The sequence below is a fragment of the Siphonobacter sp. SORGH_AS_0500 genome, from assembly GCF_002838835.1.
GTDB lineage: Bacteria > Bacteroidota > Bacteroidia > Cytophagales > Spirosomataceae > Siphonobacter.
This window is the reverse complement of record NZ_NHPP01000004.1, coordinates 98970-123625: the sequence shown is the minus strand read 5'-3', so window position 1 is coordinate 123625 and position 24656 is coordinate 98970. Positions and strand designations below refer to the sequence as shown.

Below are 24656 nucleotides of genomic sequence, written 5' to 3'. Positions count from 1 at the left end.
GAAAACTATTAGGCTGTTACCGCAATGACCTGCTCGAGAGCTTCGAGGAAGCGATCGCTTTCGGTTTGACCGATGGCCAGACTTGGTAATAAGCGTAAGGTATGTTTACCTGCGTAACCGCAGAAAATTTTATGGTCGAATAAAAGCGTATCGCGAATCTTGTCTACGGGTTGTTCGAACTCAATGCCAATCATGAGTCCACGGCCACGAAGTTCCTTGATACCGCCGATTCCTTTGAGTTGCTCAAACAGGTAATCGCCCTGCTTAGCTGCATTCTCAATCAGATTTTCATTTTTCATGATATCGAGAACCGCTACCGCTGCTGCACAAGCCAGGTGGTTGCCACCAAACGTCGTTCCCAGCATGCCGAATTTCGCATGAAACTTAGGGGAAATCAGAACGCTACCAATGGGGAAACCATTACCCATACCTTTAGCCGTCGTAATCAGATCAGGATCAACGCCTGTGAACTGATGCGAGAAAAACTTACCGCTACGACCGTATCCACACTGAACCGAATCCAGAATTAATACCGAGCCAAACTGATCGCAAAGTTGACGAGCTGCCTGAAGAAACTCAGCCGAAGTAACTTTAATACCGCCCACGCCCTGAATTCCTTCCACAATTACCGCACAGATTTCTTCGCTCATGGCCGCTTTTAAAGCTTCCACGTCGTTGAAAGGAATGAAGGTAACGTGTGAATTATCGTTAATGGGAGCAACAATAGAAGGATTATCCGTAACCGCTACGGCCCCTGAAGTACGTCCGTGAAACGCTCCTTTAAAAGCGATTACTTTTTTACGTCCATTATAAAAAGAAGCTAACTTCAGGGCGTTCTCGTTGGCTTCCGCACCCGAGTTTACCAGGAAAAGCGAGTAATCTGGATAGCCCGAAAGTTCACCGAGTTTCTGTCCTAATTCTTTTTGAATGGGAATTTGAACGGAGTTAGAGTAAAACCCGATTTGTGAAAGCTGACGATTGATTGCTTCCACGTAGTAAGGGTGTGAATGGCCTACGGAAATAACCGCGTGACCACCGTATAAGTCCAGGTATTGATCCCCTTTTTTATCCCAGAGGTAGCTTCCCTGAGCTTTCACAGGCTCAATATCATAGAGCGGATAGACGTTGAATGGATTCATGAAATGCTGTGTTTGGGGTTTGATTCGGTTTGAGGTTTGATCTAGTTTGAGAGGTTTGAAAAGTTTGAGTTCCTTGGTATCTTCCTTAAACTCAACCAAACGGTCAAACGTCATCAAACTTTATTGAACCCAATCAAACGCTTCATTAAAAACCAACTGATTTTAATTTCAGACCGGTTTTCTCGTCCAGTCCAAATAATAAGTTCATGTTCTGAACCGCCTGACCGGAAGCTCCTTTGGTCAGGTTATCGATAATACTGGTAATAAGCAGGTTACCTTCTGCCACTTCCAGATGAACGATGCCTTTGTTGGTATTTACCACCTGCTTGACATCAATGCTGGCATCACTTACGTGTGTGAAGGGATGCGGGGCATAATAGGATTTATAAAGCTCCTTAGCCTCTTCCAGCGTTCCGGCATAAGGCGTATAAACGTTCGCCATGATGCCCCGTGTAAAGTTACCCCGGTAGGGAATGAAGTTAATGGCCTGCGAAAAATCCGGCTGACCTTTCCTCAATACCATTCCGATTTCGGTCAGGTGCTGGTGGGTGAAGGCTTTATAAATACTGATGTTATTATTCCGCCAGCTAAAATGGCTCGTGGCACTCAGGGATTGTCCCGCTCCAGTGCTGCCCGTTACTGCCGAAATGTGAACATCATTCGTCAATAAACCCGACTGAGCCAATGGTAACAAAGCCAGCTCAATGCTCGTAGCAAAACATCCGGGATTCGCAATTTTCTGAGCCTGACGGATGGTATCTCTTTGTAATTCAGGTAACCCATACACAAATCCGTTGGATTCATCCCGAAAATCCGTACTTAAGTCAATGACTTTCAGATTCTCAAACGCCGGATTGGCCGCCAGAAATTTCTTCGATTCGCCGTGTCCAGAACACAGGAAAACCACATCTATATCGGTATGAAATTCCTCTGAAAAGGTAAGATCTGTATCTCCGAATAAGTCTGTATGCGTAGAAGCGACGGGTTTCCCTGCCTGACTCTTCGAATGAGCATACACGATCTCTGCTTCAGGATGATGGATTAAAATACGAAGCAACTCACCACCCGTGTAGCCCGCCGCTCCAATGATACCAACTTTCATTTTATAGTTGTTGGTTGTTGGTTGATAGTTGTTAGTAGTAAAAGAATAAATCCAACCACTAATAACCATTAACCAACAACGCAATTTTAGTCGTTCAACTCAGTGATTTTACGGTGAATCATGGTCTGATTCGAAGCAATTTTCGAGAAGCCGCGAACGTCATCACCCGACCAGGCATTGTTCATTTCACCGTAACTACCAAAGACATTACTCATCAGATCAAACGGTGAGGTAATACCCGTTACGAAGAAACGGTAAGGCTGTAACTGCACCTGTACCTGACCCGTTACGTGTTGTTGGGTACTTTCGAGGAACGTTTCCACGTCCCGCATGGCTGGTTCCAGGAACTGGCCTTTGTGCAACAGGCTACCGTACTGACCCGACAGTTGTTCCTTGAAGAAAATCTGCTGTTCGGTTAATACGTGCTTTTCAAGTAAGTGGTGTGCTTTAATAATAATCAGCGGAGCGGCGGCTTCAAAACCCACCCGTCCTTTAATACCAATGATGGTGTCGCCCACGTGAATGTCACGACCTACCGCAAAAGGAGCCGCTACGTCCTGTAATTTACGGATCGCATCTACTGGGTTTTCGAAGCTTTCGCCATTTACCCCTTTCAGCTCACCGGCTACGAAATCAAGCGTTACCGTTTCTGTATCCTGACGCTGTAATTGCGTAGGCCAGGCTTCTTCGGGTAAAAATCCGTCTGAGGTTAATGTTTCTTTACCTCCTACTGACGTTCCCCATAATCCTTTATTGATCGAATAGGTCGTCTTCGTCCAGTCGCGTACGACTCCTTTAGCTTTCAGGTATTCAATTTCCGCTTCACGGCTTAAGCGTAAGTCGCGAATGGGCGTAATGATCTCTACTTCAGGAACAACGATGCGGAACACCATATCAAAGCGAACCTGGTCGTTACCCGCACCCGTACTTCCGTGAGCAACGGCCTTTGCTCCAATTTGCTTGGCATACTCAGCTACTGCCAGAGCCTGGAATACCCGCTCGGCACTTACCGACAGCGGATACGTATTGTTTTTCAGTACGTTTCCAAAAACGAGATACTTCAGGCAGTTTTCGTAATAGTCATTCACGACGTCGAGCGTGGCGTGGCTGGCTACCCCCAATTCATAGGCATTGCGTTCTACCTGCTGTAAATCTGCCTGGGTAAATCCGCCAGTATCTACTAATACGGAATGAACTTCATAGCCCTGATCGTCCGACAGGTATTTCACACAAAAAGAGGTGTCAAGACCACCACTGTACGCCAATACAACTTTGGGTTTACTCATGGAATTTGGTTGAGTGCGGATTCGGAAATGCGATTTCTGGAGGTTACGCCTATGATTTCCGGTCCTGGTTATGTTCAATCAATAAATACTTATAAAAAAGCGGGAAGGAATCTCTCCCACCCGCCAAAATTATACGACAACGTACAACCATTAACTATTCAACAGTTAACGATTTGTGAATAACTAATGAACGGGTTCTTCGATTTCTTCTTTCTCGTGGTGCCTTAACAAAAGCCGTTGTTTGATTTTATTCCAACGCTCATAGATTTTAGCGTTTTTCAGGAAATTCCACTTCGGCTTTTTCTCTTTTTCTTTTTCCCAGGAAGGATCGAACATCATCCCCGTGCAAAGACAATGCTTCCGACCCGTACGGCTCAGCACATCGAAGTTTACGCAGGAGGAACACCCTTTCCAGAAGGCATCATCTACGGGTAACTCACTGAACGTAGTAGGCTTATAACCCAGTTCGGAGTTAATTTTCATCACGGCCAGGCTCGTGGTAATACCAATAATTCTGGCGTTGGGGTATTTATGACGGGATAGCTCAAAAGCCTTTTCCTTAATCATCTTTGCCAGACCACTTTTCCGGTGATCAGGATGGACGATCAAACCTGAGTTTGCCACGAATTTACCGTGATCCCAGGTTTCTATGTAACAGAAACCTACCCACTCGCCGCGACGCGACATAGCGACAATAGCTTTCCCCTCTTCCATTTTACGACGAAGGTACTCAGGCGAGCGTTTGGCAATGCCTGTGCCGCGTTGCTTGGCACTTTCTTCCATGTGCCAGCAAATTTCTTCGGCAAGGTACAGATGCTCTTTCGAGGCAATCTGGACTTTATATTCGTTCATTTGATTACTTAAAACAGGAACTTGTGTTGAATGAAAGTACACTGGCTAATGGTCAGGTAGCCTTGCTTAACGACTCATACAACCCTAAAAGGAAGAAAATAGTGTGCCGGAATGGCCAGAAATCACAGGCGTACCGGCCTCCGTCGTTCAGGCCTGAAGAAGGGCCGACGCGGTGGCAGGATACTAAAGAAAGGCTCGATAATGGCCTGTGAATTCATTTTCTTTTGGAGATAATTTTGAAAACGTCGCAAAGTTTAGAAAAACGAAAGCGTTCTTGCAAACTTTGTACATTTTTTTCTTTACATTAGTTATACTTGTCAGATCATGAAGACCTTTATATGTTTAACGGAGCCCATGAAATTTTTGTTCCGAGCTTATGACTAATCTTACCGCGGATGATCTGCTTTATGGATATATGAGTGGGATTTTTCCCATGGCGGACTCAGACGGTACACTTTACTGGTACTCGCCTGAACCCCGAGCCATTATTCCTATTGACACCTACAAACCCGCCAAATCCTTACGCCCCATTCTTAATAAAAAGACCTTTGAAATTCGTATCAACCATGACTTTGAAGGGGTAATGCGGGGTTGTGCCCGCATTCGCGTAGGCGAAGACAGTACCTGGATTTCCGAAGAGATCATTACGGCTTACACCGAATTATATGAGATGGGTTATGCCCACTCCGTCGAAGCGTATGTAGACGATGAGCTGGCCGGTGGCTTATACGGCGTAGCGATTGGTGGGGCTTTCTACGGGGAATCCATGTTCTATAATGTCCCTAATGCGTCTAAAGTAGCTTTTCATTACTTAATCGAAAGACTGCGGGAAAGGCAATATTACCTACTCGATACGCAGTTTATTAATGATAACGTGAAACGATACGGAGCCATCGAGATTCCAAGGGCAGAGTACATGTTTCGCTTACGCATTGCTCTTCAACAACGGTGCCAGTTTGCGGATGTTTCCCCCCATCCATTGCCATATCCTTTCCCGGCGATTATCAAGCACAAGAGCTAGCGTAAACCAGCGGAAAAAGCTGGTCGGGCTATGCCAAGAATACCGCTGCTAGCGAAAAAGCTGGTAGCGGTATTCTCAATCCTGCAATTCAATAACAATAAAAAGCTACCAGCAAAAAAGCTGGTAGCACGTATTAAAACAACAGAAATGCCGCTAGCAGCACCATCCTCAACCCTGCACCTCAATAACAATAAAAAGCTGGCAACACGTATTAAATTAAAACAACAAGAATGGCATTGCCCGCATGCATTTGAATTCCTGAATTAATTCCGTCGGTTCACATCACTACCGCCCGATTTCCGAATACCAACTTCTTTCGCATTCCCGGAATAGTTGATATCGCTTCCCCCGCTGGCTTCCGCAGTGATCTCCTCATCTGCATGTACGTGAGCGTCGGAACCACCAGAGGCTTTCACCCGCACAATACCCGCTTTGAACCCTGAGGCTTTAATATCCGAACCGCCACTGGCTACGGCTTCAAAAACCCCCGCACTTCCTTTCAGATAGGCATCCGAACCGCCACCCGCAGTTATTACCAGGTGTTCGGCTTTCAGCTCAACTTTTGCATCAGAGCCGCCACTTAAATCCATCGTTAAGTCTTTTACGCTCCACTGGTTTTGAGAATAGACATCTGACCCTCCGCTAGCTCTAAGTTTCTCCAGGGTTTTAAAGGAAATATAAGCCTTCACTGAACGACCAGACCCACCCCAGCTTCCCCAAGGTCTATTGCGGTCAATTTTCAGCATGAGTGTACCGTCCTTAATCTCTGTAATGACTTCCTTCTCTTCGTAGCCTTTCACTTCGAGTTTCAAAGAGTTACTGTTTCCCTGGGTCAGGTATAGGTCAATGCCACTATTAGCCTGAATGGCAGTAAAATTGCCTACCGAGCGAGCTTGCTGCCAGTTTTGAGCTTGCAAAGCTCCCGTTATTCCCAGTACTAGAGCAATAGATAATAAGGCTTTCTTCATAAGTTGAATGAATTATTTTTAGTAAAGATGCATACTCGGATTTTTTCGTTGCATGACCTATCTTTTCTCATAGGATAATTCCCTCCATTTCAGTCTTCTTCGGAACCATAAGTCCTGATTTTCGATATAACTGAGCCTGTAGTTCTAAAGCAGCTTTCTGAGCTTGCAATTCCCGATAAGATAAATGGTTGATAGTATCCCCAAGAAGATGATACACCTTATAGAACATTTCCCGAATAGGCAGTTGATGATATTCTCCACCCATAAAGCTATTCATCGAACGCTTTAATTCCTCCGTTCTAATTCCATCGAAAATTCCATTTTTTTTAAACTCCTCAAATTGACTCATTAATCCAGGTTCTGCCCTTTTATATTCTTCGTGATAATAGTTAAAGTTAATGGACGTATCTTCTAAACTATTCATCAGAAAAGGCATAATAAATTCGGCATCTTTAGTAGCCTCGGCCAGAAAATCTTCTTTGATTTTCTTCACCTTAAAAAAGTTACAATAGTGCTGTTTAAAGTTTTCAGATTCGTCAGAATTGTGTTTAGAGACATACCAGTAAATCTCGGCATCCAATTGATTTAATTGAGCCGTGTCTATCTCCTGCTCTTTAGTGAGTTGATGGATCCAGCTCTCTGCTCCTTCTTTTTTGTATTTCTTTCCATCAAAATCAAAAGATATTACATCGATTTCACCCGACTGTATGGATTTCAGAACCTCTATATCTTTAGCATTAGCCAAAATTCGATCTTTTAGAAGCATCGCCTCCTGGTTCATTAGACTATTCCAGGGTCGTAAACTTTCGGGTTCGGTCTCTAAATCAAAAGTTCCGATAAGCCGTTGACTGTAGAAATCTTCGAAAATAGCTGGCAAAGCATATTCTTGCTCGTTTTCCTCTATTTTATCTAATAAAGCTTGAGAACTAACGATTTGTACTTCCGATTTAAATTCAACCTGATTATATAGTTGTTCAGTAAAATACAACTGCCAATGTTTAGAATTTGTAAACACATTCCAGGCAGAATCTTCTACATTAACAGCATCGACATTGATACTTCTTAGGTTCTCCTCACGCTCTTCCTGACTTGGGTGAGAGGCCCATTGATTTTTGTAAACTACTCTACTGGTTTGGTGTGACGCTAAATACTGATCTGTTATTACTGGTAAATCGTTACTGAACGTAAGGTTATGTTTGGCAACCATGTACTTAATAATTGTTGTCTGCCCCTCATATATATTATCAATTTTTTGATTATCATCCACCAACTGACTACACCAACTCAGCGTTGAATTGAATGCAATTTCTGCAAAATCAGCTCTTCGTAAGGCGTGAATAGTAATGTCACTGCCAGCTACACTTGCCGCAACCGCATCGGCATGAAATTCCATTTCACGCGATAGACTTAATTGTTTCTTATTAATAGAGACGTAAAAAAACTGCAATACACTCATAATCTGCCTGATAAGCAGTGTCGAAAGAGAAGCTGCAATACTGCCAGCCCAGTGACTGGCTGAAATAACTTCTGCCGTTTTACTCCAGGATTCATTTTCATAAAGCATATTATAAATAACCCTGTTTGACTGATACACGTAACTCCCCAGTTTCATACTACGCTGAGAGAAATGTCCAAATTCATGAGCTAGTACGGCCTTCAGTTCACTTAAAGACAATCCATTAACCAAACCTACACCGATGAGTAAATTTTTACGAATAGGAAAGAACATACTCCAGAAACTGGAATCGTAAAAAACAGCAGCATTAACATTATGCGATAGGAATATTTTTTTGGGCTTTGGTGCTTTAGTATCTTCGGCTATTTGATAAATAAATTTGTATAGATCAGGTTCGTCTTCTTCGCTTATTTCAATAAGCTCAGATGTATCTTCTTTTTTTATGGCAAACATAAATTTGATTAGAAAGAAGATAGTTAATAAACCAAACCCTACTAATCCCAGACCTAAAATAAAGACTCCCGAATAAGAAAATTTCGAGAAAAGTAATATCCCTACAAAGCCACAAGCTATTGTCAGAGCAATAGAGGCCAGAAACAAAACTATATATACTACAATGAAGGTAATAATAGAAGTAGTTACCGTTTTTACTTGCCTCTTGTAAGCGTTTGAAGGTTCTGTTAAGGTTGGAGAAATACCCTTGGGAGACGGTGGATAAATAAATTGATTGGACATCAGAATTAGGAGTTAGGTTATAACACCTAATAAAGCAAAGACTGTATTCTTTAGCAAATTCAATGATAGTACGCCTGGTTTCTTAATAAAAAATAGCCCCCACTACGAGTAGCGGGGGCCTGTTCGAGTTTTGGTTAAGAGAAAGCCGCAATAGCTTAAAAGAGAGTAATTTAGGCAGTAATCTTACTTGACTTTTAAGTTTCGAGAAGGGGAAAACCTTACTAATACCTTCCCGAAATTTAATTTATGAAACTAGTTTGAATGTACAAAATTGGAAGTGAATTACTTCGTCATAACCACCGTTCCGTTGACTACATAGGTAGTCTTATCGGTTTTCAGATTAAATACTTTGTTAACCGAACGAACCGCAGATTGTGTCGTAAAGACATCGTATTTTTTGAATGTGTTGGTTTCGGCATCGCGGTAATACAGGGCATCGCTACCCGAACTTCACTCATCTTTTTTACTCCATTTTCCGTTAAAAGAGGGTGATTGGCTGTAGCTTCCAGGGTAACTGTTTCCCAATTTGTCGTAGCAGATGCCGTTACTTTAGTGGCTGCATCGACCAGGGTTAATCGGGTTAAGTCAAAAGTCTGATCAGCGTGAACCGTAAGTTCCTCAACAGTAGCTATTTCTGAAGACTTGGTTACGGAGTCATAACTTTGTACCTGATCACCAGCAGTAACCTCCGAGATGGCTTTTGTTGTGCCGTTGGCTAAGGTTACCAAAGCCTCCGCGGGAAAACAATATTCAATTTTCTCCCCTTCCTGAGCCGCCGCCGGTGCACCACCCACGCCCGATTTCGTCAACACAAAAGCAATACAGGACGCCATGCCTTTCATGGCATCTTCTCCGTATTTCAACTCATCAATGTATTTTCCCCAAACGTCGCCCGCAGCATCAGGACTGGGTAAGGGAAACTGACGAAGCTTACCATCTTTGGGCGTTGTATAAATGGCATACATTCCCAATTCGGCCATTTTCTCAGTTTCAAATAATTTATAGAGATATACCCGACGTTCGGTACCGTCAGAAAACTTAAATACGAAAGGATCTCCTACGCGATCCAGTATGAAATTCCCGGCCTTTACGTAGGTGTCTTTTTCCAGATTTTTTACGGCAATTTTCTTGGCCGCGTCAAATTCAGCAGAGGTAATCGGACGTTTCTCAGCATCTTGAGCCCAGCTATTTAAAGAAACTAAAGCGGCAACTCCCAGCGTCAGGAAAATTTTCTTCATAAGACTACATTTGAAGCGTTATCAGTATTACGTTAGTTCGTTAATCGTCTGATTGAACGAATTATTAATTCATTATCCCGCCGAAACCCGTTTGTGTAACAAGTCAACCGCGTAACGGGCTGATTCAAACGCTCCGGCCATCCAGGCGGGCAGGTTACTGGCGTGTTCGCCAGCAAAGTAAATGTCATCGTCATTTTTCGTCATGGTGGCATATAACCGCTGACGATTGGCCTCAGAATAAATACCCCAGCCGCCCTGTGAATACGGGATTTTATGCCAGGCTAGTGAAAAGGCATTTTCAAATTCATCCTTATACTGCGGGTGAATTTTTGAACCCTGCTCAAAGGCCAGTTTCTGCCGATCCGCAATGGATAACTCTCCCACCTTTTTTGCCAGACCGTGGAAGTTATACATGCCTTTCAGTACGCCCTTCTCTCCTAACATGCCATGGGCCGGGTAGAAAATCTGGGTAATATCCATATTGGTTTTGGTAATTCCACCGAAGATTTTGTCATCTTCTTCCCAAAAGCGGCGTTTAAACTGCATTCCGATTTTGCAGGTTTCCATGTAAGGTACGAAGTCGGCTACCCGTTGTACTTCACCGGAGAGATCAGATGGAATTTTTCGAAGGATCGGCAAGGGTAAGGTGCAAATGCAATAATCGCCCTTCATTTCTTGTTTCTGCCCGCTTTTCTTATCCTGGTACACAATGCGTACGCCAGGATTGGTTTTGCGAATTTCCAGAATCTCGCAGGAACGTTTAATCTTCTCTCCCAATACTTTCTCAAAAGCCTTGGGAATCATATCCATACCACCCACGGGTTGAAGGAGAACGGGTTGCTGATTAAACGTATATTCGCCTACATTGGCAAAAGCCGGATGCGTTAACCCTGACTCTACGATGTCTTTCAGAGCATAAGGCTGGGCAATTTTGCCACTCTGCAAGCCCGCTCCCGGAGCCATTTCATAGCCATGACGCTCCGAGCCTTTGTACTTTTTGTTAATATCTAAATCTCCTTCTTCGCGTAACCAGGCTACGTAACGATCAACGTCTTCTTTAGACATCTCCAGATCCAGAGCGTTTTGATCAATGGCTTTCGCTACTAACTCGGTCAGGTAACCCCGCATATCGGCGTGAATTTCACGAGCTCTCACCCGCTTATTCGCTAAAGCTCCACGGTTACTTTCAGAATATTGATACCCCGCTTCATTGAGATTGCCGAAAATCTCTACGGGTATTTTTAGTTCTCTACAATACTGAACTGTTAACTGATGATGATGTGGAATCCGGGCAGCCCCGGCATTTAGATAGTACCCTTCATCAAATTTGCAAACCTGTTTTTCTCCTGCAATCTCCGTCTCCGTCGTTCCCTTCCGTATGGTCCAGATCCGACCACCTACCCGTTCGCGGGCTTCCAGCAAGACACACTCATACCCCAATTTGCCCAACTCATAGGCCGCCGACATACCAGCCAGGCCAGCACCTAGAATAACAACCTTTTTGCCGTTGGGTTTTTCGTTACGAGGTAAGTTAAATGCCTGGGCAGGAGCACCTGAAAGAAAGCCCAAAGCAACCATAGCCAGGTAACTGTTACCTGACTTTTCAATAAAATCTCTTCTGGTCATATGGGGAAAGAAAGCGGTTGGTCAGGTTTTAAAATAGAACCTGCCCGGTATGATCCAACTAAACTAATCAATTGCTCATTACTAGTTTGTATCATACCGGGCAACGTGCAACCCAACAAACTTAATTAAGAAACTACCTTCGTGAACGCGTCTGTGAAGGCTTTCATTTCATCCATTGTACCGATGGACACCCGGCACCAGTGTTGTCCGTCAAAGAACCAGTTCCGTACCATTACGCCTTCCTGCATCAGTTTACCCGTAAGCTCCGTGCCCTTCATGTTTACTGGGAAGAGCATAAAGTTGGCGTAGGATGGGATGACTTTATAACCTGCTTTTTTGAGGAAATCAGCCGTATATTTTCTTGATTCCGTCGTCTTGGCTAATACCATTTTAGAGTTTTCCGTATCCGCGAAGGCCGCCTGTGCTGCCATAAGCGTGGGAAGTGATACGCCAAAGCCATTCATGGTGTATTTTGAAATATCCTGTAATAATTCAGGTTTGCCAATCGCATAACCCAAACGCATCCCTGCAAAAGCGTAAAGTTTAGACATCGTGCGAAGAACGATTACGTTTTTACCTTCCTTCACTTTATCTACCATACAATCCGTTTTAGGATCATTGGCGTAGTCGATGTAGGCTTCATCCACCAATACCGGAACTTTAGGAGAAACTTCATCAATGAACTTCCGCAGTTTATCGGCAGGAAGCAGGTTACCCGTGGGGTTATTAGGATTACAGATATAGACCAGGCTGTGTTTCGCTGGATCTACCTTCTTCGCCATTGCGTCCAGATCGTATTGATAATCGGGCGTCAGCTTCACCTTGTCCATCGGAAACTTCTCGTCGTTGCCCGAAATATAGCAGGGATCTCCCACCATGATCGTTCCCTTAGAACCGAAGTGCATCAGACTGGCATTCAGTAACTCTGTGGAACCACATCCTAATTTGATGTAGCTTTTAGAAGGACCGCCCCAGCCGCCGCCACCCGAAGGATTTTGTGGCATCGGAATTCCATCTTTCTCCGAAATGACTTTGTACAAATCCATAGAAGCACGACCCGCATAACGGTTGGCTTCAGTGAGTGAGTTATTGACGGCTTCTTTCGTTTTTACAGAAAGTCCCCAGGGATTTTCATTCGCACTTAAACGAGCTTTTACTGCCGCAGGAGGCATAGCATCCGCTAACATAGCTGCCCGAAACTCATGGGACAGATCCATGTAAAGTTCCTGACGAGCCGCTGGGTCTGCATAAGCTTTTTGCAGAAGAGTAGGCAAGGCGGTCGCTCCTACTGTAAGAGCCGCTGAGTTTTTAAGCCAATTACGACGATTCATCTTTTCGTAACAGTTTGATGGTTTGTGGTATGCGTGCGACCTAAAATGGGACTTATTAGAAAGATGGAGTAGAAAATTCCAACATTAGCAGAGTTAATAAAAAAATATTTTCCTTTCCGAGCATAAAAATAGGGATTATTTGGCCATCCACCAAACATCAGTTTACATCTACTTTTTACATTTTTACAATTTAAATGTCAAATAACTCATTTTTAGAAACCTATTATTTGTCATTTATTAATTTTTCATCCACAATTAGTAATTTTTTAAACCTATAATATTCAAATATCTAATCTATACTAACTCTACATAGATTGCCGACCAATTTTTTACCTTTGTGGGCAGTATGAAGCCTATTCTTGTTATTAAATTCGGCACAGCCAGTATCACCAAAGCCAATGGTGAGATTAATGAAGCAACGATTCTTGAAATTGCCCGGCAAGCCGCTCAGTTACACGATCAGTACCGCATCGTTCTGGTATCTTCGGGTGCCGTGGGTGCAGGTAAAGCTTATCTGAAGGAATACCGAGGCGAGTTAACGCAACGCAAAGCCGCTGCGGCTATTGGCAATCCGCTTCTGTTAGGATTATACGCCAAGTATTTTGGAGCCTTCGGAATCCCGGTAGCCCAAAACCTGTGCGAACGCAGTCACTTCGCGAATCGACCGCAGTTTCTTCAATTAAAAGAGACCTACGAAACGCTCTGGGAAAACGGCGTGATCCCTATCGCTAACGAGAATGACGTGGTATCGGATTTGGAGCTAAAGTTCTCGGATAACGATGAACTAGCCACGCTCCTAGCTGCTGGCCTGGGGGCAGATACCTTGTTATTCAGTACATCCGTTGGAGGCTTACTGGATAAAGAAAACAACATCGTCCCACGCGTCGAGCGAATTGATGAAAATATTCTCGGCATGGCCGATACGTCCAAATCTGCCGTGGGTTTAGGGGGTATGGTTTCAAAGTTAAGCTTTGCCAAACGTGCCGTTCGGATGGGCATTCGGGTGGTCATCTTTGGGATTCATACGCCGGAAGGCATTTTGAATGCATTAAAAGAAGAAACCGGAACTGTCTTTACACCCGATAAGGTTTCTCTGAAAGCCCGGCAAAAATGGCTGGGAACCGCCAGCTTGGTAAGGGGACAATTGAAAGTAGACGATGGGGCCGTCAAGGCTTTACTATCCCGACGCAGCTTATTAGCCGTGGGTATTGCGGAAGTGATGGGCGACTTTGACCGTGGCGAAGTAATCGAAATTACCGATGAAAGCGGCCAGATCATTGCCGTTGCTAAGGCCAGGGAATCTTCCCATACGGTTTCCCAGAATCTGAAAACCCAGAACTTTGCTGTCGCTCACGCCGACGATATCGTATTACTGTAGTTTTCTATTTGCTGTTTTCAATGGGGTTAATCGGTATGAAACAAGCGGTTAAACTCTTTCTGCGGAACAAACAGTAAACGGCAAACTTGAAAACTGAAAACTCTTCACTTCCATGCAGGAAACGGAACAATTGAGCATTCTTCCCCAACTCGAAGCTACCCACGCGGCAGCTCCGGCGGTTCGGCGACTGAGTGGTTCGCAAAAAGCGGAAATTCTGAATCGTCTGGCAGCCCTTCTGCTAGAACATTCCAGTCAGATTCAGACTGAAAATCAGAAAGATCTGGAGCGAATGCCGCAGAGTGACCCGAAGTGGGATCGTTTATTACTGAATGATCAACGGATTCAGGGTTTGGCTCAGAGCGTTCGGGACATTGCTCAGTTACCCGATCCCAGTGGGCAAGTTCTACTGGAACGGACGTTACCCAACGGATTAGACCTGAAAAAAATAGCCGTCCCGCTGGGCGTAGTAGGCGTTATCTACGAATCCCGCCCTAATGTAACCATTGACGTGACGGCGATTTGTCTGCGTTCGGGGAATGCGGTGGTTTTACGCGGTGGCAGCGATGCCTGGTTTACGAATCAATACCTGGTTACTTTAATTCATCAGGTTTTGCAGGAATTCGATGTACCTGCGGCAGTGATTACGCTTCTCCCCACCAATCGGGAGTTAATGAAAGAGTTACTAACGGCCACGCGTTACGTTGATATTATTATTCCCCGAGGCTCCAGTGCTTTAATTCAGTTTGTACGTCAGCATTCGCTGATACCAACCATCGAAACCGGAGCGGGTGTGGTCCATACTTACGTTCAGGAAGAAGCGGATCTTGAAAAAGCCCGCGACATTGTCGTTAATGCTCGGGTGTCCCGTCCTTCGGTCTGTAATTCGCTCGACTGCATTCTGGTGGATCAGGGTGTGGCTTCCGCTTTCTTACCCATGCTTTGTGCGGATTTCGAAAAATGGAATGTAGAAGTTTTCGCAGACCCTGCCGCGTATTATGTTTTAGAGAAAACGGGCTACCCCTTTTTACGCCATGCTCAGCCCGAAGATTTCGGCAAAGAATGGCTCGACTATAAAATTACAATTAAGGTAGTTACCGGACTTGACGAAGCTCTGGAGCACATTCGGGTCTACTCTTCCCGGCATTCGGAAGCGATTATTTCTGAGAACCCACACGTTTGTCAACGTTTTCTGGAAGAGGTTGATGCGGCGGCGGTGTATGCTAATGCTTCCACTCGGTTTACGGATGGTGGTGAATTTGGTTTAGGTGCTGAAATTGGAATCAGCACGCAAAAATTGCACGCCCGTGGGCCTTTTGCTCTGGAGAAATTGCTTACTGAGAAATGGGTAATTCAAGGAGACGGACAGGTTCGTTGGTGATCTTCTTATTTGTATCGTGGTTGGGTTTCCCCTGCATTTCATCTAGGTAACTTCTTGTATTGAAATACAAGAGGTTACCTAGATGCATTCACTACGACTTTTTATGTACTGAAAAACCCGTAGGGGTTAAATATGAATAACCCCGGATGCAATCCGGGGAAAAATCCGATAAACAGAGAAATCATAAAGGTACCAACCCTCTCAAACCTTAAATCGCTTCAGGGGTGGCTCCCTCTTCTGCTTTGAGCTTATCTTTCGTGTCTTTGTAAGCCTCCTCAATAGAGTGTGATTTTCTTAAATCGCTGGCCTTGCGGGTTAATTCGGCCAGTGTTTCGTAATGTTTGCAAAGAATATCCAGTTCATCCTGATCCAGCGTTTCTACACCTACGAGTCGGTTACTGGCTCCTTTGGTAGCCGCAATCAACTCATTCAGTTTCAATTGAATCGAAACGGAATCCTTATTCTGAGCTTTCTGAATTACAAATACCATCAGAAAAGTAATGATGGTTGTTCCCGTATTAATCACGAGCTGCCAGGTTTCGGAATAATGAAAAAAGGGACCAGAGATCGCCCAGATCAGCACTACTGCCAGAGCCATCAGAAAAGCCGCCGGGCTTCCCGTCGCTTTGGTTACCCAAGAAGAAAAGCTCTCAAAAAACTTATGCTTCTGGACGTGAGATTCATCCGAATGAGGGGTGTTTTTCATGATTGTATAGGTAAAGTTCATCCTACCCAATCTTCTAAAAAACCATTCTCAATTCAACAAAAAAGGTCTCACTTTGGCAAGTGAGACCTTTTTTTAAGGAAAAGTTAATCTACATATTCAGGTAACGAAGCAGTAAATCCAGCCGTTCCTGATCGGTATTGTCCAGAGCTTCCGCCGTGAAGACGGATTCAATGACATAATTGTAACGTTCAAAGGTAGCAATCACGGCCTTGATGTTCCGACGGTTCAGCTTCAGAGTTAATCGTCCGGGCTGATTGTTTTCGTAGTTACCACTGTTAAAATAACTGCTAATAATCTTCACGTCGTTCGATTCCACCAACCGGCTTACTTCACTCATGGAGTAATCCCGGTCGTCCATTTGAAGAACTACGATGGCTCCTTCCTCCTGCGTTCCTAAGTCGTCCGCGAATCTTTTCAGTAATTCGTTAACGGAGATACTGCCTACAAAAGTATGGTCTTCCGTAACTACTGGCAAAACATCCAGTTGATACAACTGCGTTGTTCGTAACAAGTCGTACATATGCTGGTAAGGCTGCACCGAAATACCGGGGTGTTCGGGCTGAACTTCCGTCAGGAAATCCTCCTCATCTGCGTTCATTAATCGTTCTTCCGAAAGAATTCCTGCATAACGTTCTTCTTCAGCCAATACTAACTGAGTCATTCGAAATTCCTGCATCCAGTCCAGTGCCTTCCCAACCGTATCGGTAGGTCGCAAAGTCGGTAATAATGGGTCAATCAATTCTTCAGCGAGCATATGGCTTTGTATGGGTTATGTGAAAGCTTATCCGGTTTTTTCGATAGTTTCCTTGTTAAAATAAGACAGATTATTGATTAATGCAAAGTCACTTTAATTTTCCACCAAAGCAACTTCTTTGGTTCTTTTTAAAAACTTCGCCAGAATTTCATTGAATTCATCGGGATGCTCCATCATCGGAGCATGGCAACACTTATCAATAAAAAACAATTCCGAATTGGGAATAAGCCGATTAAACTCGTGTGCCACGGTGGGAGGCGTAATCGTATCGTTCAGGCCCCAGATTAATAAAGTGGGTACTTTGATTTGATCCAGATCTTTACCCACGTTATTCCGTTGGGCAGACTTTGCAATCTGCACAATGCTCATACATTTCGGAATGCTGTTCGTAATCTCAAAGCATTCTTCAATCAGTTCTGGCGTTGCTACGTTAGGATCGTAAAACGTATACGAGACCCGCTCACGGATATATTCGTAACTACCCCGTTTAGGATAACTACCACCCATGGCATTTTCAAATAATCCAGAACTTCCCGTTAACACCAGACGTTTAACGTTGGATGGATTTTTAATCGTATAAAGTAACGCAATATGACCACCCAGAGAGTTCCCTACCAAGGTCAGGTCAGTCAGATTACGGTCGGTTACAAATTTTTCAACGAACGCGGTTAAGCCTTCGACCCCTGCTTCACGAGGAGGCATTTCATAGACCGGCATCAAAGGAATGATTACCCGATACTGATCTCTGAAAGTATTAATGACCGAGTCCCAGTTTGAAAGAGCACCGAACAAGCCATGAAGCATCATGACGATTTCGCCCTGCCCTTCGTCAATGAATTGGTACCCGTCTTCTTGTTTAATTGAATAGTTCATTTCACGGATTAAGACAATCGTTGAAGCAAAATAAAGCATTTTTTCTTTGAAAGGTTCAAAAAAGCAGTGCTCGTTTTTTCATCAAGTGATGAAAATAGATAATTCTTAATCGAAAGACAACATCTTTGAATTGTAGATTTGTTAAATTTTTGAAGAAAATACTTCAGTATTCTTTATGCAACTTCCTGATTCCCTGCTTTTATCCTTACAGAATGAAAGTAGTTTTCATAAAAACGAGTTTCTGGTAGCTCACGAGCAGCCAGCCCCCGTTTCCATCAGATTAAATCCTTTTAAGGTTATTAATCCTCCGGCAGAAGCCACGCCTATTCCCTGGTCGGAGTACGGCTACTACTTGCCCGAACGTCCAGTTTTTACTCTGGACCCTCTCTTTCATGCGGGCACCTATTACGTTCAGGAAGCCAGCTCTATGTTCCTCGAAGCCTTCTTTAAACAGGTGGCTCCCGAAGGTCCCCTACGGGTTCTGGACTTGTGTGCCGCTCCGGGTGGGAAAAGCACCTTACTTTCCAGTTTACTGGATGAAGATTCCCTGCTGGTCTCTAACGAAGTCATTCGCCCCCGTTCGGGCGTGCTGGCGGATAACATGACCAAGTGGGGACGAATAAATTCGTTCGTGACGAACAACGACCCCCGCGATTTTCAGCGGATACCGGGCTTTTTTGATGTACTGGTTATTGATGCTCCCTGTTCGGGCTCAGGTCTGTTCCGTAAGGACAGCGACGCCATTGAGGAATGGTCAGAAGAGAATGTAGCTCTCTGTTCGCAACGTCAGCAACGCATTCTGGCCGACGCCTGGCCTTGTTTGAAGGAAGGGGGTGTCTTGATTTATTCGACCTGCTCCTATTCACGTTCGGAAAACGAAGATATTCTGGACTGGTTTTCGGAATCCTTTGGCTGTACTTCGCTCAATTTCACGGATTTGCCGGCGGGCATCGTAGAAGTTTGTACTGAAGAAAAAAACTACGGCTACCGTTTCTGGCCCGATCAGATACAGGGAGAAGGTTTTTTTATTGCTGCTTTTCAGAAAACTGAAGATCAGGACGAGGTTCAGTTTCGGATGAATTATGCCGGGAAAGGCAAAACCCGCAAGCAGGAATCCGCAATTTTCTCTGACTGGGTCGATCATATCCAGTCTTACGAATGGGTGGAAAAAAATGATGATTTCTTTTTATTGAACCCCGATCACCGCGTTGATTTCGAGATTATTAGCCAACAGTTATACCTTCGAAAAGCGGGTATTCGGCTAGGGAAGCTGGCCGGTAAAGACTTAATTCCCGATCATGAATTGGCTTTAAGCACGCTGGTTTCCGAAAAGTCCGTTCCCCGGCTGGAATTAAACCGGGAAAATGCTTTACGTTACCTTAAACGCGAAGATTTTGAGTATAAAACTTCGAAAAAAGGCTGGCATTTAGTAACCCATCAGGGCCACTCTCTTGGCTGGGTGAAGGTATTACCAAATCGGGTGAACAACTACCTTCCCAAAGACTGGCGGATTCTGATGGATATTCGGGAGAACTAAGAGGCGTTTTTTTACAGTAGGGACGTCCATTTATGGCGTCTTAGCCGAAAGATGAAAATCATCTCCAATGATAACTAAAACCGCCTCTGCCCAGACGCGATGAATCGGCGTCTCTACGAAAAAGGCCGTCATCTGCCAATAGATGACGGCCTTTTGAATTTAATAATCCCTTATTTTTTACAGTATAAGGCGAGATGACGATACCGTAAGAAAAGGGTGATATTCAGGAATAATAACCCGTATAAACCTTTCCAGAATAGGAATTGTAACATCGTTCCAGCCACTACAAACACCATCGCCACGATAAAATAATACATCAGCCATTTCGGGCGACGGGACAGCATGACGAAAGCAATGACGTTGAAAGGACTAGTTATAAACATGCTGTAATTCCATTCGGTAATCCCGTGGTTGGTGCCGAACCATAACAGGGTATGAATCACGCCGAAAACGCCAGTGATGAACAGTAAGCTTCGATCAAACGTACCACCGGGTCGGATTTTGTTTTTCCTCACCATCAGAATAATCAGCGGGGAAGCCATCACGATCCAGAAGAGGCTTTTCCAGAGAAAACTGGTTTCTACGGGCGTTGCTTCAAAAAGCGTGTTGGTTTGTAATACCAACTTTTCCGACTTGCCATTCAAACGTATTATTCTGGCCCGATCTAACATCCGAAGTAAGTTGTTAGGAATATACGCTGACTGATTAGGTGTAGTAATTCGGTCAATCGGGTAACCTAAAGCCAGATTCAGTCCCAATCGCGACCAGTAGCTTTGGTGCAAATAATCGTTCATCCAGTCGCGGTACGACTTACCGATCAGAAACGTATCTCTTTCATCCAAACGAATGCTATCTCCAGCAGCCTCAAAAACCTTATCGCGGGGGCGAGTCGAGCAGTTATCATAATAAGGTCGATACTGATACGTCTTGTTCTCGGGGCGGGCGTTCATTTCCATCAATTCGAAGAGACGCTGCTTTTGCTGGGGCGTAAAATTCAGCACCTGCTCGATTACACTGCGGTTTTCACTTTTCCAGTATTCCAGCAAGCTATACTGCGGATCAGGATAATCCAGGGGAGACGTAGAAAGCTGATACGGAAGGTTCCCTCTCAGAAAATTCCAGTAAAAGCCAGAAGCCCGGAAATCAAACGTTCCGTAGTTATACACTTTGTCGATTCCCAACCCCGGATCGTAGATCCAGATAGCGGTATGGCCAAAAAAGGTATAAATCTCGTCACCCGTGCCAACGGTAATCAAACTAACCTTAGCCATCGGACTCAACTGCTGAGCCCCCAACCCAAGCGGAAATGCCAGTAAAAAGAAAAGTATAAATCGACGAAGGAACATGTGGAGGGTTTTGAGTTTGGTGTTTTGAGTTTTGAGTTTGGGGACGCCTCCCTTAACTCTAAACCCAAAACGCTAAACAAGCGAACTAACTGAAAACTAAAAACAGCAAACTGAAAACTTATGCTCCGGCTACTACCAGCACAAATTCCCCTTTCACCCGGTCGGCGTGGTCGGTGTAGTGCTGAATCAGTTCGGTTAAGGTTCCACGAACGGTTTCTTCGAACATCTTCGTTAGTTCCCTCGAAACCGAAGCCTGGCGATCAGGGCCTACTACTTCTACAAGTTGCTCAAGTAACTTCACAATCCGGTGCGGTGACTCGTAGAAAACCATGGTTCGTTCCTCTTCCACTAAGGCTTTCAATCGCGTCTGACGGCCTTTTTTTTGGGGTAAGAAGCCTTCAAAACAGAAACGATCGGTTGGTAAGCCCGAGTTCACCAGAGCCGGAACGAAGGCCGTTGGGCCGGGTAGACATTCCACGTCAAGGCCATTTTTGAGGCATTCACGCACCAGCAAAAATCCGGGGTCCGAAATGCCGGGCGTTCCCGCATCGGACACCAACGCCAGGGTCTTGCCTGATTGCAGCATTTTGATAACGCCCCCCGAAGACGCGTGCTCATTGTGCGAATGATGAGCCATGAGCGGTTTCTGAATGTTTAAATGCTTGAGAAGCTGACCCGTCGTACGAGTATCTTCCGCAAGAATGGCATCTACCGACTGCAATACCTTCAACGCTCGCAGCGTAATATCATCCAAATTGCCAATCGGTGTTGGCACTAAATACAATTTCATCAGTTATGATCAATGATGTCGTCATGACTCATAAAAATCATTAGAGTTAAGCCATGACGACATTCCAGTTACTTAAACGAAGGTATCAATAATTTCCGCGAGCTTGCGATCTTTTTCCGTAACCACGTGACCAGCATCGTGCGAAGTCAAAGCAATGGTTACTTTGTTATACGCATTCGACCAGTCGGGATGATGGTTCAGTTTTTCTGCCGCTAAAGCTACCCGAGTCATAAAGGCAAACGCTTCTGAAAAATCGTTGAATTCGAATGTTCGCTGGAGTTGATTATCTTTTTCTTCCCACATGAGTGATAGACGATTTTAGAACAAACATACAGGCTGAGCCCTAGCCTTAGGCGTTCAGGTGGCCTAATTTTTTATACTCTCTACACAAGTAAAGAGGCTTGCCAACCATCAACCGCCCTACGCAAGAGCATCTGTAAACCTTTAAACGCATACAATCATGGATGAATACACCACCGAAACCGAGGCTATTAATGATTTAGCGTCTCGGGGTTATACCGAAAGTTTTAGCATTGAAAACGGTGCCCTTAATTACCAGTCTTTAGGGATGGTTTTGCACCCTGAAGATTTTGAAGTAGTAGAAGCGTATCGCTTCGAAGGGGTAACTGATCCGGGCGATATGTCTGCGGTTTATGCCATCGAGTCGAAAGACGGTCATAAAGGTGTACTCGTGATGGCTTACGGAACCTATTCAGAACCGCTATCAGCCGATCTGATTCAGAAACTGGACATGCGAAAAGGAGCTTTAGGAGCAACCAACGCCAAAGGTCAGGAATAGAATAAGGAGCCTTGCGAGGCTCCTTATTTCTGTGACGGCAGATCGACACTCATAGGCCTCTAACTGACGATTACAAGTAGACTATTCAGGTAAGATACCTTTCTTTTCCTACGTTAGCTTTTTTCATAAGAAGGCCAGAGGCCTACGGCTATGCAGTCACTCGGCAGAGCCGAGCAACCGTATGAGACTTCATTAAAAAAGGAGCCTTGTCGGGCTCCTTTTTTAATGATGAATCTGATGTAACTTATACCGTTACATCTTCCGTACCATTCATTTTTGCTATGTCCAGCTCTCCTTCCCATTTCGATACTACTGCAGTAGCTACGGCATTTCCAATTACGGACGTCGACGAGCGACCCATGTCCAGAATCTGATCGATTCCTAATAACAGAGCCAATCCTTCGATGGGTAAATCAAACATGGTCATGGTTCCGGCAATGATTACCAGCGAAGCACGGGGCACGCCTGCAATCCCTTTGCTGCTCAACATCAGCGTGGCCAGCATGGTAATTTGTTGCGTTGTGGAGAGGTCTTTCCCGTAAGCCTGAGCGATAAATGCCGTCGCAAAGGTCATGTACATCATGGAACCATCAAGGTTGAACGAATAACCTAGAGGTAACACGAAACTAATGATCTTTTCAGAACAACCGAATTTGCGAAGAGCTTCAATAGTCTGAGGCATAGACGCTTCTGAACTCGCTGTACTGAAGGATAGCAAAGCTGGATCTTTGATTAAACCCAATAATTTGAAGTAAGGTATTTTATTAACCAGACAGATCACCCAGAGTACAATGAAGATAAAGAAGAACAGGCCGATAAAGAAGCTGAAAATCAGATACGCATATCCTATAAAAATCCCCAGACCTTCGGTTGCTACTACGGCGGCAATTGCTCCAAAGACGCCGAAGGGAGCAAAGCCCATTACGTATGAAACGATTTTGAACATCACGTGCGAAACCGCATCCAGGGCTTTGATAACTACCTTGCCCGTTTCACCAATGGCGGCGGTTGCAATACCAAAGAAGATCGAGAAGACAACAATTTGAAGAATTTCATTCGCTGCCATCGATTCCACGATACTTTGTGGGAAAATGTGGTAGAAAAACGATTCAACCGAAAATTTCTTGGCTTCTACCCCGATATCGGTTCCCGAGGGAGGCAGGGGTAACTGCATCACCTTACCAGGTTTCAGCAGGTTGACTGTAATTAAGCCGGTTAGTAACGAAAGAACCGTAGCGAAGAGAAAGTAACCTAAGGTTTTACCGCCAATGCGACCTACTAACTTGAAATCTCCTAATTTCGCAATGCCTACCACCAGCATGGAGAAAACTAATGGTCCGATAATCATTTTAATCATTCGAAGAAAAACCTTACTTAAAATCTGAAGGTTTTTACTCCACGTAGCCAGTGTTTCCTGGTCGGCTGGGCTGCCCGAATCATAAGCCGTGTGGACTGCCAATCCCACGATAACACCCAAAACCAATCCAATAAAAATACGCCAGGTAATAGAAAGTTTCATAGAGAAAATTCAGGTAAAAGACAATGGTTTGTTGACCCTTTCGGGTAAAGATAGTGCATCACTAACTCACATTTCACAAGCCCTCGCATCTATTTTTCGCAAAAAATACTAAAAAAACCCCCAATATAACGCCCTTTTTAGACGAATCCATTTGAAAGTTACGTCCTTTCTTGTAGAATTGAGACATGTTTGCAGCCGCTAACGCAATCCTATCAACCAAATCTCGTTATGAAATCCAAGTTACCCCTGGAAGCTGAACTGGAACCGCTTTTCCTTCGTAAGCTCCCCCCTATGCCATTCAATGTTAAAGATGGATTTGTTCAGGTAATGCCTTGGATAGCCCTTATCAATGGCATTTTAGGTATTGTCCGCCTCATTAAAGTATACAGTGATTCTTACGCTATTTCTTATGGTGTGACTACCGAGGCCACCTTTTCATTATTAGCCACGGCGGTTACTTCTATTCTATCGTTGCTGGCATTTACGTCGCTGCGTGCCAATCGTCGCCGGGGCTGGAATTTCCTTTATTTTGCCGTTCTGATTAGCACCGTTTTAAATCTTCTGTCAGGCGTGCTGGACTTTGGCATCGGAGAAATTCTCTTCACACTCCTCTTCTCAACTTTTGAGTTATGGGTACTTTTTAACATCCGCGAAAGATACTGGTAAAGGAGGCATAGTTTGAAGCCGTTGGATAAAGTCTATTTGAAAGTTTGATCAAGTTTAACTACTTCCTTCATTCACTCCTTCTCTCCTTCTGACGTTCAAAATTGATATAAAAGATCAGCCTTCCGGTGTAAAAGC

The 24656-nt window shown here is 44.4% G+C and carries 23 protein-coding genes; 7 read left to right on the top strand and 16 right to left on the bottom strand.

Going from position 1 to position 24656, the window contains the following annotated elements; genetic code table 11:
* Positions 1-8 precede the first annotated feature (8 nt).
* The 4 genes from BWI96_RS05890 to BWI96_RS05875 all read right to left on the bottom strand — a co-directional run bounded on the left by BWI96_RS05890 (position 9) and on the right by BWI96_RS05875 (position 4379).
* Positions 9-1139, bottom strand: coding sequence for an aspartate aminotransferase family protein (locus BWI96_RS05890; RefSeq protein WP_106635944.1), 1131 nt, complete (start codon positions 1137-1139; stop codon positions 9-11).
* A gap of 145 nt (positions 1140-1284) precedes the next feature.
* Positions 1285-2241, bottom strand: coding sequence for an N-acetyl-gamma-glutamyl-phosphate reductase (gene argC / locus BWI96_RS05885; RefSeq protein ID WP_198555152.1), 957 nt, complete (start codon positions 2239-2241; stop codon positions 1285-1287).
* 86 nt (positions 2242-2327) lie between these two features.
* Positions 2328-3527: an argininosuccinate synthase gene (argG, locus tag BWI96_RS05880; protein ID WP_106635758.1), complete on the bottom strand. Its 1200-nt coding sequence runs from the start codon at positions 3525-3527 to the stop codon at positions 2328-2330.
* A gap of 183 nt (positions 3528-3710) precedes the next feature.
* The gene (locus BWI96_RS05875; RefSeq protein ID WP_106635757.1) at positions 3711-4379 is read right to left on the bottom strand and encodes a GNAT family N-acetyltransferase; all 669 of its coding nucleotides are present in this window, start codon (positions 4377-4379) and stop codon (positions 3711-3713) included.
* Between the two features lie 376 nt (positions 4380-4755).
* On the opposite strand from BWI96_RS05875, the gene aat reads away from it, so the two are divergent.
* Both aat and BWI96_RS05865 read left to right on the top strand, forming a co-directional pair.
* Positions 4756-5400, top strand: coding sequence for a leucyl/phenylalanyl-tRNA--protein transferase (aat, locus tag BWI96_RS05870; protein ID WP_106635756.1), 645 nt, complete (start codon positions 4756-4758; stop codon positions 5398-5400).
* A 30-nt stretch (positions 5401-5430) separates the two neighbouring features.
* The gene (locus BWI96_RS05865) at positions 5431-5667 is read left to right on the top strand and encodes a hypothetical protein (protein ID WP_106635755.1); all 237 of its coding nucleotides are present in this window, start codon (positions 5431-5433) and stop codon (positions 5665-5667) included.
* Here the strand turns inward: BWI96_RS05865 and BWI96_RS05860 are convergent.
* The 5 genes from BWI96_RS05860 to BWI96_RS05840 form a co-directional block, all read right to left on the bottom strand.
* Positions 5664-6368: a head GIN domain-containing protein gene (locus BWI96_RS05860; protein WP_106635754.1), complete on the bottom strand. Its 705-nt coding sequence runs from the start codon at positions 6366-6368 to the stop codon at positions 5664-5666. The two genes, BWI96_RS05865 and BWI96_RS05860, sit on opposite strands and share 4 nt — an antisense overlap.
* A gap of 67 nt (positions 6369-6435) precedes the next feature.
* Positions 6436-8559, bottom strand: a complete 2124-nt coding sequence (locus tag BWI96_RS05855; RefSeq protein ID WP_106635753.1) for a M48 family metallopeptidase — start codon at positions 8557-8559, stop codon at positions 6436-6438.
* Between the two features lie 335 nt (positions 8560-8894).
* Positions 8895-9797, bottom strand: a complete 903-nt coding sequence (locus tag BWI96_RS05850) for a hypothetical protein (RefSeq protein WP_106635752.1) — start codon at positions 9795-9797, stop codon at positions 8895-8897.
* Positions 9798-9869: 72 nt separating this feature from the next.
* A complete protein-coding gene (locus BWI96_RS05845; RefSeq protein WP_106635751.1) occupies positions 9870-11423 on the bottom strand; it encodes a flavin monoamine oxidase family protein in 1554 nt (517 codons plus the stop codon).
* A 125-nt stretch (positions 11424-11548) separates the two neighbouring features.
* Positions 11549-12754 (bottom strand): histidinol-phosphate transaminase, encoded by a 1206-nt coding sequence (locus BWI96_RS05840; RefSeq protein ID WP_106635750.1) that lies wholly within the window; start codon positions 12752-12754, stop codon positions 11549-11551.
* 346 nt (positions 12755-13100) lie between these two features.
* Here BWI96_RS05840 and proB point away from each other — a divergent pair, with 346 nt between their 5' ends.
* Positions 13101-14132 (top strand): glutamate 5-kinase, encoded by a 1032-nt coding sequence (gene proB / locus BWI96_RS05835; protein WP_106635749.1) that lies wholly within the window; start codon positions 13101-13103, stop codon positions 14130-14132.
* A gap of 112 nt (positions 14133-14244) precedes the next feature.
* A complete protein-coding gene (locus BWI96_RS05830; protein WP_106635748.1) occupies positions 14245-15510 on the top strand; it encodes a glutamate-5-semialdehyde dehydrogenase in 1266 nt (421 codons plus the stop codon).
* Positions 15511-15718: 208 nt separating this feature from the next.
* Here BWI96_RS05830 and BWI96_RS05825 read toward each other — a convergent pair whose 3' ends face one another.
* The 3 genes from BWI96_RS05825 to BWI96_RS05815 all read right to left on the bottom strand — a co-directional run bounded on the left by BWI96_RS05825 (position 15719) and on the right by BWI96_RS05815 (position 17864).
* Positions 15719-16216 (bottom strand): low affinity iron permease family protein, encoded by a 498-nt coding sequence (locus BWI96_RS05825; protein ID WP_106635943.1) that lies wholly within the window; start codon positions 16214-16216, stop codon positions 15719-15721.
* Positions 16217-16325: 109 nt separating this feature from the next.
* On the bottom strand, positions 16326-16991 hold the full coding sequence (locus BWI96_RS05820; RefSeq protein ID WP_106635747.1) for a CBS domain-containing protein: 666 nt from the start codon (positions 16989-16991) through the stop codon (positions 16326-16328).
* 93 nt (positions 16992-17084) lie between these two features.
* A complete protein-coding gene (locus BWI96_RS05815; protein WP_106635942.1) occupies positions 17085-17864 on the bottom strand; it encodes an alpha/beta fold hydrolase in 780 nt (259 codons plus the stop codon).
* 175 nt (positions 17865-18039) lie between these two features.
* On the opposite strand from BWI96_RS05815, the gene BWI96_RS05810 reads away from it, so the two are divergent.
* Positions 18040-19401, top strand: a complete 1362-nt coding sequence (locus BWI96_RS05810) for an RNA methyltransferase (protein ID WP_106635746.1) — start codon at positions 18040-18042, stop codon at positions 19399-19401.
* Positions 19402-19571: 170 nt separating this feature from the next.
* Here BWI96_RS05810 and BWI96_RS05805 read toward each other — a convergent pair whose 3' ends face one another.
* From BWI96_RS05805 to BWI96_RS05795, 3 genes are all read right to left on the bottom strand, one after another.
* Positions 19572-20747 (bottom strand): DUF4105 domain-containing protein, encoded by a 1176-nt coding sequence (locus tag BWI96_RS05805; RefSeq protein WP_106635745.1) that lies wholly within the window; start codon positions 20745-20747, stop codon positions 19572-19574.
* Between the two features lie 118 nt (positions 20748-20865).
* Positions 20866-21537, bottom strand: a complete 672-nt coding sequence (rsmI, locus tag BWI96_RS05800; protein WP_106635744.1) for a 16S rRNA (cytidine(1402)-2'-O)-methyltransferase — start codon at positions 21535-21537, stop codon at positions 20866-20868.
* A 72-nt stretch (positions 21538-21609) separates the two neighbouring features.
* On the bottom strand, positions 21610-21840 hold the full coding sequence (locus tag BWI96_RS05795; RefSeq protein WP_106635743.1) for a 4a-hydroxytetrahydrobiopterin dehydratase: 231 nt from the start codon (positions 21838-21840) through the stop codon (positions 21610-21612).
* Between the two features lie 157 nt (positions 21841-21997).
* Here BWI96_RS05795 and BWI96_RS05790 point away from each other — a divergent pair, with 157 nt between their 5' ends.
* On the top strand, positions 21998-22336 hold the full coding sequence (locus BWI96_RS05790; RefSeq protein WP_106635742.1) for a phosphoribosylpyrophosphate synthetase: 339 nt from the start codon (positions 21998-22000) through the stop codon (positions 22334-22336).
* A gap of 244 nt (positions 22337-22580) precedes the next feature.
* On the opposite strand, the gene BWI96_RS05785 is transcribed toward BWI96_RS05790, so the two are convergent.
* A complete protein-coding gene (locus BWI96_RS05785) occupies positions 22581-23855 on the bottom strand; it encodes a dicarboxylate/amino acid:cation symporter (RefSeq protein ID WP_106635741.1) in 1275 nt (424 codons plus the stop codon).
* A 228-nt stretch (positions 23856-24083) separates the two neighbouring features.
* Here BWI96_RS05785 and BWI96_RS05780 point away from each other — a divergent pair, with 228 nt between their 5' ends.
* Complete coding sequence (locus BWI96_RS05780; protein WP_106635740.1) at positions 24084-24521, top strand: hypothetical protein; 438 nt, start codon at positions 24084-24086, stop codon at positions 24519-24521.
* The last annotated feature ends 135 nt before the right edge of the window (positions 24522-24656 follow it).

Excerpts from the sequence above, each read along its gene's own strand:
- BWI96_RS05815 (WP_106635942.1), bottom strand. The coding sequence starts at position 17,864 with ATGAACTATTCAATTAAACAAGAAGACGGGTACCAATTCATTGACGAA.
- proB (WP_106635749.1), top strand. The coding sequence starts at position 13,101 with ATGAAGCCTATTCTTGTTATTAAATTCGGCACAGCCAGTATCACCAAA.
- BWI96_RS05875 (WP_106635757.1), bottom strand. The coding sequence starts at position 4,379 with ATGAACGAATATAAAGTCCAGATTGCCTCGAAAGAGCATCTGTACCTT.
- BWI96_RS05865 (WP_106635755.1), top strand. The coding sequence starts at position 5,431 with ATGCCAAGAATACCGCTGCTAGCGAAAAAGCTGGTAGCGGTATTCTCA.
- argG (WP_106635758.1), bottom strand. The coding sequence starts at position 3,527 with ATGAGTAAACCCAAAGTTGTATTGGCGTACAGTGGTGGTCTTGACACC.
- argC (WP_198555152.1), bottom strand. The coding sequence starts at position 2,241 with ATGAAAGTTGGTATCATTGGAGCGGCGGGCTACACGGGTGGTGAGTTG.
- rsmI (WP_106635744.1), bottom strand. The coding sequence starts at position 21,537 with ATGAAATTGTATTTAGTGCCAACACCGATTGGCAATTTGGATGATATT.
- BWI96_RS05855 (WP_106635753.1), bottom strand. The coding sequence starts at position 8,559 with ATGTCCAATCAATTTATTTATCCACCGTCTCCCAAGGGTATTTCTCCA.
- BWI96_RS05820 (WP_106635747.1), bottom strand. The coding sequence starts at position 16,991 with ATGCTCGCTGAAGAATTGATTGACCCATTATTACCGACTTTGCGACCT.
- aat (WP_106635756.1), top strand. The coding sequence starts at position 4,756 with ATGACTAATCTTACCGCGGATGATCTGCTTTATGGATATATGAGTGGG.
- BWI96_RS05890 (WP_106635944.1), bottom strand. The coding sequence starts at position 1,139 with ATGAATCCATTCAACGTCTATCCGCTCTATGATATTGAGCCTGTGAAA.
- BWI96_RS05830 (WP_106635748.1), top strand. The coding sequence starts at position 14,245 with ATGCAGGAAACGGAACAATTGAGCATTCTTCCCCAACTCGAAGCTACC.
- BWI96_RS05860 (WP_106635754.1), bottom strand. The coding sequence starts at position 6,368 with ATGAAGAAAGCCTTATTATCTATTGCTCTAGTACTGGGAATAACGGGA.
- BWI96_RS05795 (WP_106635743.1), bottom strand. The coding sequence starts at position 21,840 with ATGTGGGAAGAAAAAGATAATCAACTCCAGCGAACATTCGAATTCAAC.
- BWI96_RS05805 (WP_106635745.1), bottom strand. The coding sequence starts at position 20,747 with ATGTTCCTTCGTCGATTTATACTTTTCTTTTTACTGGCATTTCCGCTT.
- BWI96_RS05790 (WP_106635742.1), top strand. The coding sequence starts at position 21,998 with ATGGATGAATACACCACCGAAACCGAGGCTATTAATGATTTAGCGTCT.
- BWI96_RS05780 (WP_106635740.1), top strand. The coding sequence starts at position 24,084 with ATGAAATCCAAGTTACCCCTGGAAGCTGAACTGGAACCGCTTTTCCTT.
- BWI96_RS05785 (WP_106635741.1), bottom strand. The coding sequence starts at position 23,855 with ATGAAACTTTCTATTACCTGGCGTATTTTTATTGGATTGGTTTTGGGT.
- BWI96_RS05810 (WP_106635746.1), top strand. The coding sequence starts at position 18,040 with ATGCAACTTCCTGATTCCCTGCTTTTATCCTTACAGAATGAAAGTAGT.
- BWI96_RS05825 (WP_106635943.1), bottom strand. The coding sequence starts at position 16,216 with ATGAAAAACACCCCTCATTCGGATGAATCTCACGTCCAGAAGCATAAG.
- BWI96_RS05850 (WP_106635752.1), bottom strand. The coding sequence starts at position 9,797 with ATGAAGAAAATTTTCCTGACGCTGGGAGTTGCCGCTTTAGTTTCTTTA.
- BWI96_RS05845 (WP_106635751.1), bottom strand. The coding sequence starts at position 11,423 with ATGACCAGAAGAGATTTTATTGAAAAGTCAGGTAACAGTTACCTGGCT.
- BWI96_RS05840 (WP_106635750.1), bottom strand. The coding sequence starts at position 12,754 with ATGAATCGTCGTAATTGGCTTAAAAACTCAGCGGCTCTTACAGTAGGA.